This is a genomic window from Paraburkholderia sabiae, assembly GCF_030412785.1.
Lineage (GTDB): Bacteria > Pseudomonadota > Gammaproteobacteria > Burkholderiales > Burkholderiaceae > Paraburkholderia > Paraburkholderia sabiae.
Map to the genome: position 1 here is coordinate 1,326,687 of NZ_CP125295.1, position 18,208 is coordinate 1,344,894.

General features: G+C 62.6%; 15 protein-coding genes. 14 read left to right on the forward strand and 1 reads right to left on the reverse strand.

Translation table 11 applies throughout. From position 1 onward, the window contains the following. The first annotated feature begins 23 nt into the window (after positions 1-23). The 12 genes from QEN71_RS05985 (at position 24) to QEN71_RS06040 (ending at position 13,713) form a co-directional block, all read left to right on the forward strand. A complete protein-coding gene (locus tag QEN71_RS05985) occupies positions 24-650 on the forward strand; it encodes a tetratricopeptide repeat protein (protein ID WP_201650139.1) in 627 nt (208 codons plus the stop codon). 68 nt (positions 651-718) lie between these two features. Next, on the forward strand, positions 719-1,864 hold the full coding sequence (gene bamB / locus QEN71_RS05990) for an outer membrane protein assembly factor BamB (protein ID WP_201650140.1): 1,146 nt from the start codon (positions 719-721) through the stop codon (positions 1,862-1,864). A 396-nt stretch (positions 1,865-2,260) separates the two neighbouring features. Next, positions 2,261-3,601 carry a ribosome biogenesis GTPase Der gene (der, locus tag QEN71_RS05995; RefSeq protein WP_201650141.1) on the forward strand — a complete coding sequence of 447 codons (1,341 nt, stop codon included), beginning with the start codon at positions 2,261-2,263 and terminating at the stop codon, positions 3,599-3,601. A gap of 189 nt (positions 3,602-3,790) precedes the next feature. Further along, a complete protein-coding gene (hfq, locus tag QEN71_RS06000) occupies positions 3,791-4,027 on the forward strand; it encodes an RNA chaperone Hfq (protein WP_007580427.1) in 237 nt (78 codons plus the stop codon). 58 nt (positions 4,028-4,085) lie between these two features. Continuing rightward, the gene (gene hflX / locus QEN71_RS06005; RefSeq protein WP_201650142.1) at positions 4,086-5,330 is read left to right on the forward strand and encodes a GTPase HflX; all 1,245 of its coding nucleotides are present in this window, start codon (positions 4,086-4,088) and stop codon (positions 5,328-5,330) included. A gap of 30 nt (positions 5,331-5,360) precedes the next feature. Continuing rightward, positions 5,361-6,767, forward strand: a complete 1,407-nt coding sequence (gene hflK, locus QEN71_RS06010) for an FtsH protease activity modulator HflK (protein ID WP_201650143.1) — start codon at positions 5,361-5,363, stop codon at positions 6,765-6,767. Positions 6,768-6,778: 11 nt separating this feature from the next. Further along, entirely contained in the window at positions 6,779-7,699 is a 921-nt protein-coding gene (gene hflC, locus QEN71_RS06015; protein ID WP_201650144.1) for a protease modulator HflC, read from the forward strand. 43 nt (positions 7,700-7,742) lie between these two features. Continuing rightward, positions 7,743-7,934 (forward strand): DUF2065 domain-containing protein, encoded by a 192-nt coding sequence (locus QEN71_RS06020; protein ID WP_054924760.1) that lies wholly within the window; start codon positions 7,743-7,745, stop codon positions 7,932-7,934. Between the two features lie 262 nt (positions 7,935-8,196). After that, on the forward strand, positions 8,197-9,348 hold the full coding sequence (locus QEN71_RS06025) for an ATP phosphoribosyltransferase regulatory subunit (RefSeq protein WP_201650145.1): 1,152 nt from the start codon (positions 8,197-8,199) through the stop codon (positions 9,346-9,348). Between the two features lie 221 nt (positions 9,349-9,569). Beyond that, positions 9,570-10,916 carry an adenylosuccinate synthase gene (locus QEN71_RS06030; protein WP_201650146.1) on the forward strand — a complete coding sequence of 449 codons (1,347 nt, stop codon included), beginning with the start codon at positions 9,570-9,572 and terminating at the stop codon, positions 10,914-10,916. A 6-nt stretch (positions 10,917-10,922) separates the two neighbouring features. Beyond that, positions 10,923-11,507, forward strand: coding sequence for a phosphoribosyltransferase (locus QEN71_RS06035; RefSeq protein WP_201650147.1), 585 nt, complete (start codon positions 10,923-10,925; stop codon positions 11,505-11,507). 319 nt (positions 11,508-11,826) lie between these two features. Then, positions 11,827-13,713, forward strand: coding sequence for a potassium transporter Kup (locus QEN71_RS06040; RefSeq protein WP_201650148.1), 1,887 nt, complete (start codon positions 11,827-11,829; stop codon positions 13,711-13,713). Between the two features lie 627 nt (positions 13,714-14,340). Here the strand turns inward: QEN71_RS06040 and QEN71_RS06045 are convergent. Beyond that, the gene (locus QEN71_RS06045; protein WP_201650149.1) at positions 14,341-16,677 is read right to left on the reverse strand and encodes a Tex family protein; all 2,337 of its coding nucleotides are present in this window, start codon (positions 16,675-16,677) and stop codon (positions 14,341-14,343) included. A 163-nt stretch (positions 16,678-16,840) separates the two neighbouring features. Between QEN71_RS06045 and QEN71_RS06050 the strand changes: the two genes are divergently transcribed. Both QEN71_RS06050 and QEN71_RS06055 read left to right on the forward strand, forming a co-directional pair. Beyond that, positions 16,841-17,848 carry a colicin transporter gene (locus tag QEN71_RS06050; protein WP_377790968.1) on the forward strand — a complete coding sequence of 336 codons (1,008 nt, stop codon included), beginning with the start codon at positions 16,841-16,843 and terminating at the stop codon, positions 17,846-17,848. Positions 17,849-17,966: 118 nt separating this feature from the next. Continuing rightward, entirely contained in the window at positions 17,967-18,185 is a 219-nt protein-coding gene (locus QEN71_RS06055; protein ID WP_201650150.1) for a DUF465 domain-containing protein, read from the forward strand. Positions 18,186-18,208: the final 23 nt, after the last annotated feature.

An 18,208-nucleotide genomic window follows, 5' to 3' on the forward strand; every position in this document is an offset into this window, starting at 1 on the left:
CCAGGAAAGGAAAACGCGTCGCGATGAGTTACCACGACGAACAAGAATCGATTGAAAGCCTGAAGGCTTGGTGGACGCAGTGGGGGAACGGCGTCACGTGGATCGTGCTGGTCGCGCTCGTCGCTGCGGCGGGCTGGAACGGCTGGAACTACTGGCAACGTCATCAGGCTGCGGAAGCGGCCGTGCTGTACGACCAGGTTCAGCAAGCCACGACGGGCACGGACAAGGCGACCATCTCGCGTGTCTCGACCGACATGGAAGACAAGTTCAGCGGCACCGCGTACGCGCAGATGACGGCGCTCGCCGCCGCGAAGGCGCTGTATGCAGCCGGCGACGAGCCGGGCGCGAAGGCGCAGTTGCAATGGGCGATCGACCACGCGAAGGACGACGAATTCAAGCAGATCGCGAAGCTGCGTCTCGCGTCGCTGCTGCTCGACGAAAAGGCCTACGACGCCGGTCTCGCGTTGCTGAACGATCCGTCTGATGCGTTCAAGGGCGTAGTCGCGGACCGTCGCGGCGATCTGCTGGCCGCGCAAGGCAAGCGCGACGATGCGCGCACGGCTTACAAGCTCGCGCTCGACTCGCTGCCGAAGAACGATGCCTCGGCCCGTCAACTGATCCAGTTCAAGCTCGACGCGCTGGGCGGCTGAACGTTGCGCGCTGCTGCGACGTCCGCCGTTACCTTTTGATCAATACAACATACATGCTTCGTTCACCGATGAATCTGCTGAAACGTTACGCCGTGCCCGTTGCCTGTGCGATGACCATGCTCGCTCTGACGGCCTGCTCATCGTCGAAAGACGAGCGCCGCGTTCCCACGCCGCTCACCGAGTTCAAACCCGTGCTCGACGTGCAGCAGACCTGGACGGCCAGTGTCGGTAAGGCCGGGCGCTACATGTTCTCGCCTGTTGCGGTCGGCGACACCGTGTATGCGGCGGGCGCGAACGGCTCGGTCGCGAAGATCGATGCGAAGACGGGCAAGGACGTGTGGCGCACGAAGGTCGACGGCGATCTGTCGGCGGGCGTCGGTACGGACGGCACGTTGACGGCCGTCGGCGGCCTGAAGGGCGAAGTGTTCGTGCTCGACCAGAACGGCAAGCTGTCGTGGAAGGGTACGGCGCCGGGCGAAATCCTGTCGCCGCCGCTGGTCGGCAACGGTCTCGTGGTCGTGCGTACAGTCGACGGCCAGATCACCGCGTTCAACGCGCAAACGGGCGAGCAGAAGTGGAATTACCGCAATCGCGCGGTGCCGCTCAACCTGCGCGTGTCGTCGGGCATGACGTTCGCGGGCGACGCGGCGGTGCTGGCTGGCTTCCCGGGCGGCCAGTTCGCGGCTATCAATCTGCAAACGGGCGACGCCTACTGGACGACGCCCGTGTCTTACCCGAAGGGCGTGACGGAAGTCGAGCGTATCAATGACGTGACGGGCCCGCCCACGCTGGTCGGCGCGGAAACCTGCGCGGTGACTTTCCAGGGCCAACTGGGTTGCTTCGACGCGAACTCGGGCCGTGCGCTGTGGGAAAAGGCGTTTTCGAGCACCAGCGGTCTGGCACAGGACGACCGCGTCGTGGTCGCGGGCGACGACTGGGCGGTCGTGTCGGCGTACGACGCCGCGACGGGCAAGCAGTTGTGGCGCAACGACCAGTTGAAGAGCCGCGACGTCAGCGTGCCGCTGCTGCTCGGTCACGCCGCCGTGGTCGGCGACTACAAGGGTTTCGTGCACTTCCTGTCGCGCGACGACGGCACGTTCGTCGCCCGCGCGAAGACGGACGGCAGCGCGATCACGGCAGCCCCCGTGCTGGCCGGCGACACGCTCATCGTCCAGACGCACGACGGCGACCTGTACGGGTTCCGTCCGCGTTAATCGCTATTGGCTGTGCGGCGTGCCCTTGTGAGCGCGTCGTGCGGTGAATGCAGGCCGGCTTTGCCGGCCGCATCTGTTTTGATGGCGTCCGATCCTGATCGGACGCAGGCGTGGACAGAAACACGCCGTTCCATCGCCGAAACCGCCAGTCGGCTGCACTGACGGTTATCCAGAAGGCGTCGCGCCATTCATGTCGCGCCGGTTGGGTCGCCCCAGTCACCCGGCGGACCCGCAGGCAGCCAACCTGACATCCGTTCGCACGCGAAAGCTCCGCGCGTTCGAAATGGGTCAAATTCGTGATAATTTTCGTCAAACGCAGCCGTGCAACGGCCGCATGGCGTTGCCGGCGCGGCAGATCGACCGTTCGATCCCGCGCCTCACTGTGAACAAGATCTGATGAAACCCGTTATTGCCCTCGTCGGGCGCCCCAATGTGGGGAAATCCACGCTGTTCAACCGGCTCACGCGTTCGCGCGATGCGCTAGTCGCTGATTTGCCCGGCCTCACGCGCGACCGCCACTATGGCGAAGGGCGCGTCGGCGGTGAGCGTCCGTATCTGGTCGTCGACACGGGCGGCTTCGAGCCCGTCGCGAAGGACGGCATCCTGTTCGAGATGGCGCGTCAGACGCGCCAGGCCGTCGAGGAATCGGACGTCATCGTGTTCATCGTCGACGGCCGCAACGGTCTCGCGCCGCAGGACAAGTCGATCGCCGACTATCTGCGCAAGACGGGCCGGCCGATCTTCCTCGTCGTCAACAAGGCCGAGGGGATGAAGTACACGAACGTCGCCGCCGACTTCTACGAACTCGGCCTCGGCGACCCGCGCGCGATTTCGGCTGCGCACGGCGACGGCGTGACGGAGATGATCAACGAGGCGCTCGACGTCGCGTACGCCGGCCAGCCGGAAGAAAGCGAGGAAGAGAAGGCGCAGCACGGCATCAAGATCGCGATCGTCGGACGGCCGAACGTCGGCAAATCCACGCTGGTCAACACGCTGATCGGCGAAGACCGCGTGATCGCCTTCGACATGCCGGGCACGACGCGCGATTCGATCTACGTCGACTTCGAACGGCAAGGCAAAAAGTACACGCTGATCGACACGGCCGGCTTGCGCAAGCGCGGCAAGGTGTTCGAGGCGATCGAAAAATTCTCGGTCGTGAAGACGCTGCAGTCGATTTCGGACGCGAACGTCGTGATTCTGCTGCTGGACGCGCGCCAGGACATTTCGGAGCAGGACGCGCACATCGCGGGCTTCGTGGTCGAGCAGGGCCGGGCGCTCGTGGTCGGCGTGAACAAGTGGGACGGGCTCGATCCGCATGTGCGTGAGCGCACCAAAAACGATCTTCAGCGCAAGCTAAAATTCCTCGAATTCGCGAAATTCCACTTCATTTCGGCAGCGGAAAAGACGGGCATCGGCCCGTTGATGCGCTCCGTCGAGGACGCCTACAAGGCCGCGATGTCCAAGCTGCCGACGCCGAAGCTCACGCGCGCGCTGATCGATGCCGTCGAGTTCCAGCAGCCGCGCCGCCGGGGCCCTGTGCGTCCGAAACTGCGCTACGCGCACCAGGGGGGACAGAATCCGCCGATCATCGTGATTCACGGCAACGCGCTCGACGCCATCACTGACACGTACAGGCGTTACCTCGAAAACCGCTTCCGGGAAACTTTCGCGCTGACGGGCACTCCATTGCGGATAGAGTTCCGGTCCTCGACGAATCCTTACGCGGACAAAGACTGAGACAGGGCTGAAACGCAGGCTGATCCCTGCTTGAAATCCGGGCTGAAACCCGCATGTACATTGGGTCCTGGCCGAATGGCCAGGCAAAGCGCTGGTCGATAAAAATCAGCTATAGTGTAGCGATTGACGGCGGATTTCTTTTTCTTCGCCGACAATAAAGTCAACCTGCAAAAAAACACGGAGTTTGCTATGAGCAACAAAGGGCAATTGTTACAAGACCCGTTTTTGAACGCACTGCGTAAAGAGCACGTGCCGGTCTCGATCTATCTGGTCAACGGCATCAAGCTTCAAGGGAACATTGAATCGTTCGACCAGTACGTCGTGTTGCTCCGGAATACGGTAACCCAGATGGTTTACAAGCACGCCATTTCGACTGTCGTGCCTGCCCGTCCGGTGAATTTCCACCCCGATTCCGAATCGTCCTAACCCTTCGTCGCGGCCGGTCGAGCGTCGTCCGCAGGCGACACTGCCCGGCCGCTTCATTTTGACATCCACCAATTTGATCAACGCAGCGCTTGTCGGCATCGACTTCGGAAAGATCGATTTCGAAGCCAGTCTCGAAGAACTCAGCCTGCTCGCGCAAAGCGCGGGCGCCCATCCCGCCGTCACTCTCACCGGTCGCCGTTCCAGCCCCGATGCCGCGATGTTCGTCGGCAGCGGCAAGGCGGAAGAGCTGCGCATCGCGTGCGAAGCGAACGACATCGACATCGTCATCTTCAATCACGCGCTCGCACCTGCGCAGCAGCGTAATCTGGAGCGTACGCTTAACAGGCGTGTCGTCGACCGTACCAGCCTGATCCTCGACATCTTCGCGCAACGCGCGCGCAGCCACGAAGGCAAGCTGCAGGTCGAACTCGCGCAACTGCAGTACCTTGCCACGCGACTCGTGCGCGCCTGGACTCACCTTGAACGTCAGAAGGGTGGTATCGGTCTGCGCGGTCCGGGTGAAACGCAGCTTGAAACCGACCGCCGGCTGATCGGCGAGCGCATCAAGATGCTCAAGGGCCGGCTCGAAAAACTGCGTCGCCAGCATGGCACGCAGCGTCGCGCGCGGGCACGCAATCGCACGATGTCGGTCTCGCTCGTCGGCTATACGAACGCGGGCAAATCCACACTGTTCAATGCGCTCACCAAGGCGCAGGCCTACGCCGCCGACCAGCTGTTCGCGACGCTCGACACCACCTCGCGCCGCGTCTATCTCGGCGAAGAGGTCGGGCAGATCGTCGTGTCGGACACCGTAGGATTTATCCGCGAATTGCCTCACCAACTCGTGGCCGCTTTCCGCGCCACGCTCGAAGAAACCATTCACGCGGACCTGCTGCTGCATGTCGTCGATGCATCGAGCGCAGTGCGGCTCGACCAGATCGATCAGGTCAACGACGTCTTGCGCGAAATCGGCGCGGACACGATCCGGCAGGTGCTCGTGTTCAACAAGATCGACGCCGTGCCTGAACTGGCGGCCCGAGGCGACGCAGTTGAAAGGGACGAGTATGGTAATATTTCGCGCGTCTTTTTGAGCGCGCGTACGGGGCAAGGGCTGGACACACTGCGCGCTGCCATCGCCGAAATCGCAACTGCCGAACAACTTCCGGAGTCTGACGGTCTACTGTCGGAGGGAGATCCGAGAGCGGCGGCCATTTATCAAGAGCAACGCGATAATGCCGGCGAAGACGACCGCGACGACCGCAAGATCCCAGACACGGGCGCCGACCCGTTCCAATTGCATTGACCCGCTGTCTACTCTGGTGAACGAACACAGGTGAACGATTACAACGAGCGGAGTATCTGGCTGCGTCTGCGCGCCATGTTGTCGCTGAACGACCCGCGCTGGGGCCGGGGCGAAGGCAATGGCGATCGCCAGCGTCTGAACGATTCGAAGCGCCCGCCCAACGGCAAGGACAGCGAAGGTCCGCCCGATCTCGACGAAATGTGGCGCGACTTCAACCGGCGCCTCTCACGCATCTTCGGCCGCAAGGGCGGTGGCGGCGGCCCGCGTCCGGATAACGGGCGTGGCGCGCGCATCGGCGTTGGCATCATCATCGGCGTGCTGGTCGCCATTTATCTCGGCAGCGGTGTGTTCGTCGTGCAGGACGGCCAGGCGGCCGTCGTGCTGCGCTTCGGCCAGCTGCGCGGCACGGCCGGACAGGGCGTGCACTGGCGCATGCCGTATCCGTTCGAGTCCCATGAAATCGTCAATGTCGGCCAGGTGCGCTCGGTGGAAATCGGCCGCAACAACGTGGTACGTCTCGCGAATGTGAAGGACGCGTCGATGCTCACGCACGACGCCGATATCGTCGACGTCCGCTTCGCCGTTCAGTACCAGATTCGCAAGCCGACCGATTACCTGTTCCGCAGCGCCGATCCCGATCAGAGCGTCACGCAGGCCGCGCAGGCGGCGGTGCGCGAGATCGTCGGGTCGCTCAGTACGAACGACATCCTGTACCAGGACCGCGAGGCGATTCGCGCGCAACTGACGGAAACCATCCAGCATTCGTTGGACGAATATCACACGGGTCTCGCCGTGACAGGCGTGACGATCCAGAGCGTGCAGCCGCCCGATCAGGTGCAAGCTGCGTTCGACGATGCCGCGAAAGCGCGTCAGGACCGCGAACGCGCGAAGCGCGACGCCCAGGCCTACGCGAATGAACTCCTGCCGCGTGCGAAGGCGGAAGGCGAACGCATGATCGACGAAGCAAAGACGTATAGCGACCGCGTCGTCGCCCAGGCGGAAGGCGATGCCGAGCGTTTCAAGGAAGTCTATGCACAGTATTCGAAGGCGCCTGCTGTGATCCGCGACCGGATGTACCTCGAAACCATGCAGCAGATTTATTCGAACACGACGAAGGTGTTCGTCGACAGCAAGTCGGGTAGCAACGTGCTGTACCTGCCGCTCGACAAGCTCGTCGAACAGACGCGCCAGCGCGCGGCCGAGTCGGCTGCAGCCGGTTCGGCTCCGGCGGCGCAGGGCGGGCAGGGTGCAGCGTCCGCTCAAGGTCAACAAAACGCACAGGGTACCCAACCGGCGACGCAAGGCGGCAACCCGCCGACCATCATCACGCCGCCGGCCGCACCCGTCAGCAGCGCCAGTCAGGCCGCAGCGGCAAGCGATGCCTTCCGTTCGCGCGATTCGTTCCGCAGCCGCGGCCGCGAAGACGATCTGCAATAAGGAGCGCGAACATGAACAAAATCGTTGCGCTCGTCGTAGCTATCGTCATCGTGCTGTTCGCGGCATCGTCGATGGTGTTCGTCGTCGATCAGCGGCATATGGCCGTCGTGTCCGCGCGCGGCGACGCCGCGCCGACGCTCGCCGGTCCCGGTCTGCATGTGAAGCTGCCGCCGCCGTTGCAAACGGTGACGTCGGTGGACACGCGCATCCAGTCGCTCGATACGCCCGACGAAGACCGCTACGCCACCTCCGACAAAACCGAATTGCTGGTAAATCCGGTCGTCAAATTCCGTGTGTCCGATCCGGTGAAGCTCGTCTCCGAAACGAAGGGCGACGTGCAAAGCCTGACCGACCGTCTTGCGCTGCTCGCGCGCGGCGCGCTCGGCGATGCGTTCGCGAAGTACACGTTGTCCGACGCGCTCTCGAAGCAGGACGCGATCGCGACGCAGGCGCGCGACGGCATGCAGAAGGGCGCGGCGTCGCTCGGTGTCGATGTCGTCGACGTGACGCTCACACGCATCGACTTTCCCGCAGCCATGGCCGACTCCGTCTTCAAGCGGATGATCGCTGCACGCGAACAGATCGCGAATCAGGAGCGTTCGGAAGGCGCGTCGGAAGCCGACAAGATCAAGGCGGATGCGGCTCAACAGCAGCAGGCGGTGCTCGCCGACGCCTACAAGCAGGCGCAGGCGATCAAGGGCGACGGCGACGGCAAGGCTGCATCGATCGCCGCCGACGCATACGGCCGCGATCCGCAGTTCTATCAGTTCTACCAAAGCATGCAGGCGTACAAGAACAGCTTCAAGCCGGGCGACGTGATGGTCGTCGACTCGAGCAGCGAGTTCTTCCGCTTCATGCGTGGCCCGGATGGCGGCGGCGCCGCTCAATCGCAATCGTCTCCCGCCGCGTCGACGGGCGCGCACAAACACTGATTACCGGAACGCCGCGGCATACGAATCGCGGCGGCCTCATCGCATGGACATAGCCGGCTCGTTATTGCTCGCGATCGCACTGATGCTGATCATCGAGGGGATGTTTCCGTTCGTATTTCCGAGCGCCTGGCGCGACACGTTTCGTAAAATAGCGGAGCGCCCGCCGCACCATATCCGGATCGGCGGACTGATCGTCATGGTGCTCGGGCTGTTGCTGCTGTTGATCGCCACCTAGCGTCGTGCAGCGTTCGGGCGTCGCTCATGAGGTGACGTCCCGAGTCCGTGCCGGCCGTCGGGCACTCGCGGCATCCGGTCGCGCCGCGACTGAATGGCCGCTATCGATCGCCGCCTCCATGAAAGGGCGGCACGTCGTCACCGCCAACGCAGCGGTACCCGAAGCCCGTCAGCGCTTTTTGCGCCGCGCACGCGTCGTGCGTCGCTCCCATTTTCAACGGCGTCTGCCATGACGCCGGATTCACCGTCGTAGGACTGTATCGATGTCGACCTGGTTACTTCCCGAGAATATTGCCGACGTGCTGCCGTCGGAGGCACGCAAGATCGAAGAACTGCGCCGTCGCCTGCTCGACCGTTTTCGCGCATACGGCTATGAGATGGTCATGCCGCCGCTGCTCGAATATCTGGAGTCGCTGCTGACGGGCGGAGGCAGCGACCTGAACCTGCGTACGTTCAAGCTCGTCGATCAGCTGTCGGGCCGCACGCTCGGCCTGCGCGCCGACATCACGCCGCAGGTCGCGCGTATCGATGCGCACTTGCTGAACCGTCAAGGCGTGACGCGTCTGTGCTATGCAGGCAACGTGCTGCATACGCGTCCGCGCGGCCTGCACGCGACGCGCGAGCAGATCCAGATCGGCGCCGAAATTTACGGTCATGCCGGTCTCGAAGCGGATCTGGAAATCCAGCAATTGATGCTCGACGCGCTGCATCTCGCGGGTCTCGGCCGCGTCCGTCTCGATCTGTGCCATGCAGCCGTGCTGGGCGCGTTGGTCGCCGGCGAGCCGGCCGCTGCGGCGCTCGGCGAATCGCTCTATGAAGCGCTCGCTGGCAAGGACGTGCCGCTGCTGAACGAACTAACGGCGAACCTCACGCCCGTCACGCGCGACGCGCTGCGCGCACTGCCCACGCTGTACGGCGATGCGACCGTGCTCGAAGAAGCGCGTGCGCGTCTGCCGAATGCGCCGGAAATCTCGCGCGCGCTCGACGACCTCGCGTTCCTCGCGCAACAGGTCGGCGGCGCGGAAGTGATGATCGATCTCGCCGATCTGCGCGGCTACGCGTATCACAGCGGCGTGATGTTCTCTGCGTACGTCGATGGCGTGCCGAACGCCGTCGCGCGCGGCGGCCGTTACGACAAGGTCGGCCAGGCGTATGGCCGCGCGCGTGCAGCGACGGGCTTCTCGCTCGATCTGCGCGAAGTCGCGCGCATCTCGCCGATCGAGGCGCGCAGCAGCGCGATTCTCGCGCCGTGGCAACACGACGACGCGTTGCGTACGAGCGTCGCTGCGTTGCGCGATGCAGGCGAAGTCGTGATCCAGGCGTTGCCGGGCCACGATCATGCACTCGACGAATTCGCGTGCGATCGCGTGCTGGTCGAGCGCAATGGAAAGTGGGTTGTCGAAGCGAAGTCGTGAATGTGATGAATGCGCGCGGCGTCATGTGAAACGTGATGCCGCAACGATCGGAATGCCCGCCCGCCATCGGCCGCTGCGACGGCCTTTGGACGATGCGGTTCATCCATGCCTTTGAGCGGAAAAGGAAAATTCGGGAAAATTCGGGGCCTCAGTCCGCGAAAAAATCCGGAACCTTCTCCGAACATAGGTAGAATACGTTTTTAACCAGCTTAAGAAACAACATGTCTGCCAGCGCAGTGAATGTGAACCCGGGACGCAACGTTGTCGTCGTGGGTACCCAGTGGGGTGATGAGGGCAAAGGCAAGATCGTTGACTGGCTCACGGACCACGCGCAAGGCGTCGTTCGTTTCCAGGGCGGTCACAACGCCGGTCATACGCTCATCATCGGCGGCAAGAAAACCATCTTGCGTCTGATTCCGTCGGGCATCATGCGCCCGGGCGTCGCCTGCTATATCGGTAATGGCGTCGTGTTGTCGCCGGAAGCACTGTTCAAGGAAATCGAAGAGCTGGAATCGGCCGGCGTCGACGTGCAAAAACGTCTCTTCATTTCCGAAGCCACCACGCTGATCCTCCCGTACCACGTTGCCATCGACCAGGCCCGCGAAGCACGCAGCGGCGCCGGCAAGATCGGCACGACGGGTCGCGGCATCGGTCCGGCGTACGAAGACAAGGTCGCGCGCCGCGGTCTGCGCGTCCAGGATCTGTTCCAGCCCGAAGTCTTCGCTGAACGCCTGCGCGCGAATCTCGACTTCCACAACTTCGTGCTCACGCAATATCTCGGCGCGCCGGCTGTCGACTATCAGCAGACGCTCGACATGATGCTTGGCTACGCCGACCGTCTGAAGCCGATGATTGCCGACGTGTCGCGTCGTCTGTACGACGAGAACCACGCGGGCAACAATCTGCTGTTCGAAGGCGCGCAAGGCACGCTGCTCGATATCGATCACGGCACGTATCCGTTCGTCACGTCGAGCAACTGCGTCGCAGGCGCGGCGACGTCGGGCGCGGGCATTGGTCCGCAGAAGCTGGACTACATTCTCGGCATCACGAAGGCGTACTGCACGCGCGTTGGTTCGGGCCCGTTCCCGAGCGAACTGTACGACGCAGACAACGCGAACCGTCAGGAAGAAGTCGGTCTGACGCTCGCGAAGGTCGGCAAGGAATTCGGTTCGGTCACGGGGCGTCCACGCCGCACGGGCTGGCTCGACGCCGCCGCACTGCGTCGCGCGATCCAGATCAACGGCGTGTCGGGTCTGTGCATCACGAAGCTCGACGTGCTCGACGGCCTCGATGAAGTGAAGCTGTGCGTCGGCTATACGGTCGACGGCAAGGACGCCGACATCCTGCCGCGCGGCGCGTATGAAGTGTCGCGTTGCGAGCCGGTGTACGAAACGTTCGGTGGCTGGAAGGAAAGCACCGTCGGTATCAAGGAATGGAGCAAGCTGCCCGCCAACGCTCAGGCTTACCTGACGCGCGTGCAGGAAGTCGCTGGCGTGCCGATCGACATGGTGTCGACGGGTCCGGACCGCGACGAAACCATTCTTCTGCGTCACCCGTTCAAGGTTTAATGCAGCATGATTCAGGGTGTACCGATGATTGAAATGAAAGACCCGCGCAACGACGAGCGCAACTTGTGGGTCGGCTGGGACGAATATCACCGGCTGATCGAGATGCTTGCGCTTGGCGTGCATGAATCGGGCTGGAAGTTCGACAAGATCCTGTGTCTCGCGCGCGGCGGCCTGCGTGTCGGCGATCAGCTTTCGCGTATCTACGACCTGCCGCTCGCGATCCTCGCGACCAGTTCGTATCGCGAAGCGGCGGGCACGGAGCAGGGCGAACTCGATATCGCGCAATACATCACGATGACGCGCGGTGAGCTGTCGGGCAACGTGTTGCTGGTCGACGATCTCGTCGATTCGGGCGTGACGCTTGCGCGCGTGCAGCAGCATCTGAAGGAACGCTATCCGGCGATCACGGCGGTGCGTTCGGCTGTGCTGTGGTGGAAGGCGTGCTCGAAGGTGAAGCCGGACTATCACGTCCAGTATCTCGCGACGAACCCGTGGATCCATCAACCGTTCGAGGAATGGGACACGGTGCGTCCGCATAACCTGAGCGCGTGGATCAAGCGCGGCCAGGAGCGTTCGACGGACGCCAGCTAGTATCGAACCGCCGTCGCGTCATTCGATAGGCGCGATTCGGGGGAAGATGAGACGGAGCCTTGCGAGGCTCCTTTTTTTTATGTCCGTTTCATCATGAAGATGAGGCGGCGCATGACCACGCAACGCGACGAGAAAAATTTGACAATGCCACCCTTGACACGCGCAAACGCAGGCCGGAACAAGGGTGCGATGCTACACTGGACTGCCGTTACGCGATCGCGTGGCGTGCGCACAACGGGTCGGATGGTGGGCTTTGACGCCACTATTCTTTAGAATAGCGTTCGTTTTTGCCGCTCAGGAACGGATTCTTTTCGCGTTTATGACAGATAACCCACACGTCCCCAAGCAGCCGTTGCCATCGCTTGCAGTTGCTGCGATCGGCGTGGTTTTCGGGGATATCGGCACAAGCCCGCTGTACTCGCTGAAAGAAGCCTTCAGCCCCTCCCACGGTATCCCTCTCACCGAGAGCTCCATTCTCGGCGTCATCTCGCTGCTGTTCTGGGCCATCATCGTGGTCGTCAGCATCAAGTACGTGATGTTCGTGATGCGCGCCGACAATAACGGCGAGGGCGGCGTGCTCGCGTTGATGGCGCTGTCGCTGCGTTCGTTCGACACGAAGAGCAAGGCGGCCGGCCTCCTGATGATGCTCGGCATCTTCGGCGCCTGCATGTTTTACGGTGATGCGGTGATCACACCGGCCATTTCGGTGATGTCGGCCGTCGAAGGTCTGGAGATTGCCGCACCCAAGCTCTCGCATCTGGTGCTGCCGCTCACGATGGTGATCCTCGTGCTGCTGTTCTGGATCCAGCGCCACGGGACGGCGATGGTCGGCCGGCTGTTCGGCCCGATCATGGTGCTGTGGTTCCTGACGCTCGCGGTGCTCGGCCTGTCGCACATCGTGCAGTCGCCGGAAGTCATCAAGGCGCTCAATCCGTACTACGCGGCGTCGTTCATGTCGGCGCATGTGTTGCAGGCTTACGTGGTGCTGGGTTCGGTGGTGCTGGTGCTGACGGGCGCGGAAGCGCTTTACGCCGACATGGGTCACTTCGGCGCGGCGCCCATTCGCTGCGCGTGGTACACGCTGGTGATGCCGTCGCTGGTGCTGAACTACTTCGGCCAGGGCGCGCTCCTGATGCACGATCCGAAGGCGATCGAAAATCCGTTCTTCCTGCTCGCTCCCGACTGGGCGCTGCTGCCGCTCGTGGTGCTGTCGACGGTCGCTACCGTCATCGCATCGCAGGCGGTGATTTCGGGTGCGTACTCGCTGACGAGTCAGGCCATTCAGCTCGGGTATGTGCCGCGTATGAAGATCCTGCACACGTCGGAACTGGCGATCGGGCAGATCTACGTGCCCGTCGTCAACTGGATGCTGCTGTTCATCATTCTGTGCATCGTCGTCGCGTTCAAGAGTTCGGACAATCTGGCTGCGGCCTACGGTATTGCCGTGACGGCGACGATGGTGATTACGACGATTCTCGCCAGCGTCGTGATGGTGAAGGTGTGGAACTGGAACAAGGGCGTGGTGGCGATGATCATCGGTGCGCTGTTGATCGTTGATCTGGGTTTCTTCGGCGCGAATCTGCTGAAGGTGGCGGAGGGCGGCTGGCTGCCGCTCTGTATCGGCGCGCTGCTGTTCTTCCTGCTGATGACGTGGTTCAAGGGGCGCATGATCGTGAAGGAGCGCACCGCGGCCGACGGTATTCCGCTGATGCCGTTCGTGCAGGGGCTGCTCGCGCATCCGCCTCATCGCGTGTCGGGCACGGCGATCTATCTCACGGGCAGCGCGACGCTGGTTCCAGTGAGCCTCTTGCATAACCTCAAGCACAACAAGGTGCTGCATGAGCGGACGATCTTTTTGACGTTCATCACGCGGGATATTCCTTATGTCGATGACAAGGATCGGCTGACGGTGAAGGATGTCAGCGGTGGTCTGTTTCTCGTGAAGGCGGCTTATGGGTTCAACGAGACACCTGATGTGAAGGCCGTGCTCGAGCAGATCAGCGTGTCGCATGACATGTCGTTCGAGTTGATGGATACGTCGTTCTTTCTTGCACGAGAGACTGTCGTGCCGACGCAGTTGCCAGGCATGTCCGTGTGGCGCGAACGTGTGTTCGCGTGGATGCATCAGAATGCGGCTAAGCCGACGGATTTCTTTAGTATTCCGGCGAATCGGGTGGTGGAGTTGGGGACTAAGATCGAGATTTAGTGGGGTTTTTGTCTGCGACGTTAGTCGCCATTCTTTGCTTTTGGTTTTTGTCGCTGGCGTCCGCGATTTCGTATCGGTAGTTCACGCGTTGCCCCTGTGCGGGGCGGCACCTACTTTTCTTTGCAGCGGCAAAGAAAAGTAGGCAAAAGAAAGCCGCTTTTGTACCTCCGGTGGCTGCCAGGATACCGCTTCGGCACAGGTTCTCTGAGCTGTCGCGCAGCAACGTCCGCACCCTGTGGAAAGCTCGCAGTCAACCGCGCACGCCGCGAAACCCCACACATAGTCTGGAGCACATACCGCCGCAATCAAACCCACGGCAAACACACAAGAACAAGCCGACCGAATGTGCCCCAAGTGGATGTCATCTTTCGCGCCGCGCGTGGTTGACTGCGGGCTTTCTACGGAGTGTTGCGTTGCTGAGCGATCGCTCAAAGAATCTGCGCCGTAGCGGTATCCGGGCAGGCACCGGAGGTTTGAAGCGGCTTTCTTTTGCCTACTTTTCTTTGCCGCTGCAAAGAAAAGTAGGTGCCGCCCCGCACAGGGGCGACGCAAGAAGCACGGATACGAATTCGCGGATGCCAGCGCAAGAATCGCTACCACCACTCAACGCCTGCGCAGCAAAAAAACTTAACGCTTCAATTTAGCAAACGCAGCCGCCATAGCATTAACAGGCTCCGGGCCCCGCGAGCGCTGCTGCTGCGCGCGAGCAGCACCACCACCCGAAGAACGCCCACCACCAGACCGCTCCTGCGTCCGTGCAGGCGCTGCCGCAGCAAACTCATCATCCATCCGCATGGTCAACGCGATCCGTTGACGCTTGACGTCAACCTCAAGCACCTTAACCTTGACGATCTGCCCGGCCTTCACGACTTCGTGCGGATCCTTGATGAACTTGGTCGACATCGCCGACACGTGCACGAGCCCATCCTGATGGACGCCGATATCGATGAACGCGCCGAACGCGGCCACATTCGTCACGACGCCTTCGAGCACCATCCCAGGCGAAAGATCGGAAATCTTCTCGACGCCTTCGCGGAACGTCACCGTCTTGAACTCAGGACGCGGATCGCGGCCCGGCTTCTCGAGTTCGGAGAGAATGTCGCGCACGGTCGGCAGACCGAAACGATCGTCGACGAACTCGGCAGGCGAGAGCCGCGACAACGCATCGCGATTACCCAGCACTTCGCCGACGTTCTTCGCGATCTTCGCGAGCATCCGCTCGACGACGGGATACGCTTCCGGGTGCACCGACGAACGATCGAGCGGATTCTCGCCGCCGTTGATCCGCAAGAAGCCCGCAGCCTGTTCGAAGGTCTTGTCGCCGAGACGCGGCACCTTGCGCAGATGCTCGCGCGTCGAGAACGGACCGTTTGCATCGCGATAATCGACGATGTTGCGCGCGAGCGTCGCGTTCAAACCGGACACGCGCGCAAGCAGCGCGACGGACGCCGTGTTCGCATCCACGCCGACGGCGTTCACGCAGTCTTCGACGACGGCATCGAGCGAACGCGCCAGTTCGCGCTGGTTCACGTCGTGCTGATACTGGCCGACGCCGATCGCCTTCGGCTCGATCTTCACCAGTTCGGCGAGCGGATCCTGCAGACGACGCGCAATCGACACCGCGCCGCGCAGCGACACATCCAGTTCCGGGAACTCCTTCGCAGCGAGTTCCGACGCCGAATACACCGATGCACCGGCTTCCGACACGACGATCTTCTGCAGCTTCAGTTCCGGATGCTTCGCGATCAGTTCGCTCGCGAGCTTGTCCGTTTCGCGCGATGCCGTGCCATTACCGATGCTCACCAGTTCCGCCTGCGTCTGCGCGGCAATGCGCGCGAGCTTCGCGAGCGAGCCGTCCCAGTCGCGGCGCGGCTCGTGCGGGTAGATCGTGTCGGTGGCAAGCAGCTTGCCCGTGCGATCGACGACGGCGACCTTCACACCCGTACGCAGGCCCGGATCGAGACCGATCACGGCCTTCGGACCAGCCGGCGCGGCGAGCAGCAGATCCTTCAGGTTACGTGCGAACACGCGGATCGCTTCGCTTTCGGCTTCTTCGCGCAGATTCGTGAGCAGCTCGTTTTCGATGTGCGGCTGCACCTTCACGCGCCAGCACCAGCGGCACACGTCGGAGAGCCATTTGTCGGCGGGGCGGCCCTGGTTCGCGATGCCGAAGTGGCGCGCGATCATCGCTTCGCCGGGATGCGGCACCTGCGCGTCGAGTTCTTCGCCGAGGCCGAGCTTGATCATCAGCACGCCAGCATTACGGCCGCGGAAGAGCGCGAGCGCGCGATGCGACGGCACCGTGCGGATCGTTTCCGAGTAGTCGTAGTAGTCGCGGAATTTCTCGCCTTCTTCGCGTTCCTTGCCTTCGACCACCGTCGACGTCAAGACGCCCTGGTTGAACAGATAGTCGCGCAGCTTGCCGAGCACTTCGGCCGTTTCGCCGAACTGCTCCGAGAGAATGTCGCGCGCGCCGTCGAGCGCGGCCTTGATGTCCGCGACGCCTTTCTCGGCATCGACGTATTGCGCGGCTTCCGTCTGCGGATCGAGCAGCGGATTCGCGAGGAGCGCATCGGCGAGCGGCTGCAGGCCGGCTTCGCGGGCGATCTGCGCGCGCGTGCGGCGCTTCGGCTTGTACGGCAGATAGAGGTCTTCGAGCACCTGCTTGCTGTCGGCGCCTTCGATCGCGGTGCGCAGTTCGTCGGTGAGCTTGCCCTGTTCGTCGATGCTCGCGATGATCGCGGCGCGCCGGTCTTCGAGTTCGCGCAGATAAAGCAGGCGTTCTTCGAGCGTACGCAGTTGCGTGTCGTCGAGATTGCCGGTGACTTCCTTCCGGTACCGGGCGATAAACGGGACAGTCGATCCTTCATCGAGTAATTGCACCGCGGCCGCGACCTGGCGCGGCTGGACGGTGAGTTCGGTGGCGATGCGCTGTACGATTTTGAGTGCTACGGTGTCCGTCATAGGGTCTTGATGTTCCTGCCGGATTCGACTGTGGCCGCGCGGCGCGAGAGGCGTGGCGGCCGGGTTGCTGAAAAAGGCGCGCAAGCGCATGAAAGCTCGTTGAAGCGGGGCATTTTGCCATAAATGAACGAGCGCTCAACCGCGGGGTGATAGAATTTCAGGCATGTTCCGTTGCCCATCTACGACGTTGCCGACCTCCCGCATTTCGCCCGGATCCTCGCTTCGATCCACGCTTGCATCGCCCGTTTCCAGGGCGCCCGTTGCTTTCGTCGCCTTCGGGTTTGCCGCGTCCATCCGACGTGTCGCGCTTGCCGCTTCGCTCGCGTTTGTCGCCAGCGCGGCCTTTGCACCGGTGATGGCGGATGCGCAGGAGAGCGCGATGGGCGCATCGTCGGCGGTGGCGGCTTCGGGTTTGCTGGCTTCTGGCGTGCCGGCAGCGGATGCGCCTGCCGCGAACGATTTCGACGTGCGCCAGAAGGCGCTCGATGCCCGCACGGCCGACAACAACTATCGTTACGCCGTCGCCCAGCACAACTGTTATAGCAAGTTTTTCGTCAATCATTGTCTGAATTCGGCGCGTGACGACATGCGCGTCGTGGCAGCCGACATCCGCAAGGAGCAGCTTGCCCTCGACGACGAAAAGCGCGTCGAGCACGCGCGTCAACGTGACGAGCAGGCGGCCGTCAAGCGCGCGCAGAACGAGGCGGAAGCGCCCGCGCGCGAAGCGCAGGACACGCGTAATGCGCAGGCGTACGAGGACAAGCAGCGTCAGCATCAGTTGAACCAGGCGCAGCGTGATTCGGAAGCGCCGCAGCGCGCGGCGAACGAGCAGGCGTATCAGCAGAAGCAGCAACAGCACGCCATCGATCAGGCGCAGCGCGGCATCTCGCCGTCGCAGGCCGCCGCGAACCAGAAGGCGTACGACGCGAAGCAGGCCGACTTCCAGCGCAAGCTCGACGAGGCACATCGTCAGGCTGCACAGAAGGCTCAGGAGCGCGTCGAGAAGCAGCAGCGCTACGAGCAGAAGCAGACGGAAGCGACGCAGCACAAGGCGGATGTCACCGAGCGTCAGAAGCAGGCGGCCGAGAAGGCCAAACAGAAGCAGGAAGAGCAGGCGAAGCAGCAACAGCAGCTCGAACAGCAACAGAAGCAGCAACAACAGCAGCAGTAAGCAGCAGCAATAAACCGCATCAGTCAGCAACAGACGTAACGCGTTTCAGGCCGGACAGCAACCTCGAGCGGAGCGACCGCGCAGCGCGGCCTTCGCCATTTCGAAAGAGGAGGCGAGCATGCGCGACCATCATCGCGTCATCAACGCGGACACACTGCGCGACCGCATTCTGCAACTCGAGTCGGAGCACAGCGACCTCGACCGGTTGATCGACAGAATGTCCGAGGAACCCGGCATCGACGACCTCGAGATACAGCGCCTGAAAAAGCGCAAACTCAAGGTCAAGGACACCATCATCTTGCTGCAATTGCAGCTTGAACCGGAAGCACGCAGCTGACAGCGCGGCCAGGCAGGCGCCGG

Excerpts from the sequence above, each read along its gene's own strand:
- QEN71_RS05985 (WP_201650139.1), top strand. The coding sequence starts at position 24 with ATGAGTTACCACGACGAACAAGAATCGATTGAAAGCCTGAAGGCTTGG.
- bamB (WP_201650140.1), top strand. The coding sequence starts at position 719 with ATGAATCTGCTGAAACGTTACGCCGTGCCCGTTGCCTGTGCGATGACC.
- der (WP_201650141.1), top strand. The coding sequence starts at position 2,261 with ATGAAACCCGTTATTGCCCTCGTCGGGCGCCCCAATGTGGGGAAATCC.
- hfq (WP_007580427.1), top strand. The coding sequence starts at position 3,791 with ATGAGCAACAAAGGGCAATTGTTACAAGACCCGTTTTTGAACGCACTG.
- hflC (WP_201650144.1), top strand. The coding sequence starts at position 6,779 with ATGAACAAAATCGTTGCGCTCGTCGTAGCTATCGTCATCGTGCTGTTC.
- QEN71_RS06020 (WP_054924760.1), top strand. The coding sequence starts at position 7,743 with ATGGACATAGCCGGCTCGTTATTGCTCGCGATCGCACTGATGCTGATC.
- QEN71_RS06025 (WP_201650145.1), top strand. The coding sequence starts at position 8,197 with ATGTCGACCTGGTTACTTCCCGAGAATATTGCCGACGTGCTGCCGTCG.
- QEN71_RS06030 (WP_201650146.1), top strand. The coding sequence starts at position 9,570 with ATGTCTGCCAGCGCAGTGAATGTGAACCCGGGACGCAACGTTGTCGTC.
- QEN71_RS06035 (WP_201650147.1), top strand. The coding sequence starts at position 10,923 with ATGATTCAGGGTGTACCGATGATTGAAATGAAAGACCCGCGCAACGAC.
- QEN71_RS06040 (WP_201650148.1), top strand. The coding sequence starts at position 11,827 with ATGACAGATAACCCACACGTCCCCAAGCAGCCGTTGCCATCGCTTGCA.
- QEN71_RS06045 (WP_201650149.1), bottom strand. The coding sequence starts at position 16,677 with ATGACGGACACCGTAGCACTCAAAATCGTACAGCGCATCGCCACCGAA.
- QEN71_RS06050 (WP_377790968.1), top strand. The coding sequence starts at position 16,841 with ATGTTCCGTTGCCCATCTACGACGTTGCCGACCTCCCGCATTTCGCCC.
- QEN71_RS06055 (WP_201650150.1), top strand. The coding sequence starts at position 17,967 with ATGCGCGACCATCATCGCGTCATCAACGCGGACACACTGCGCGACCGC.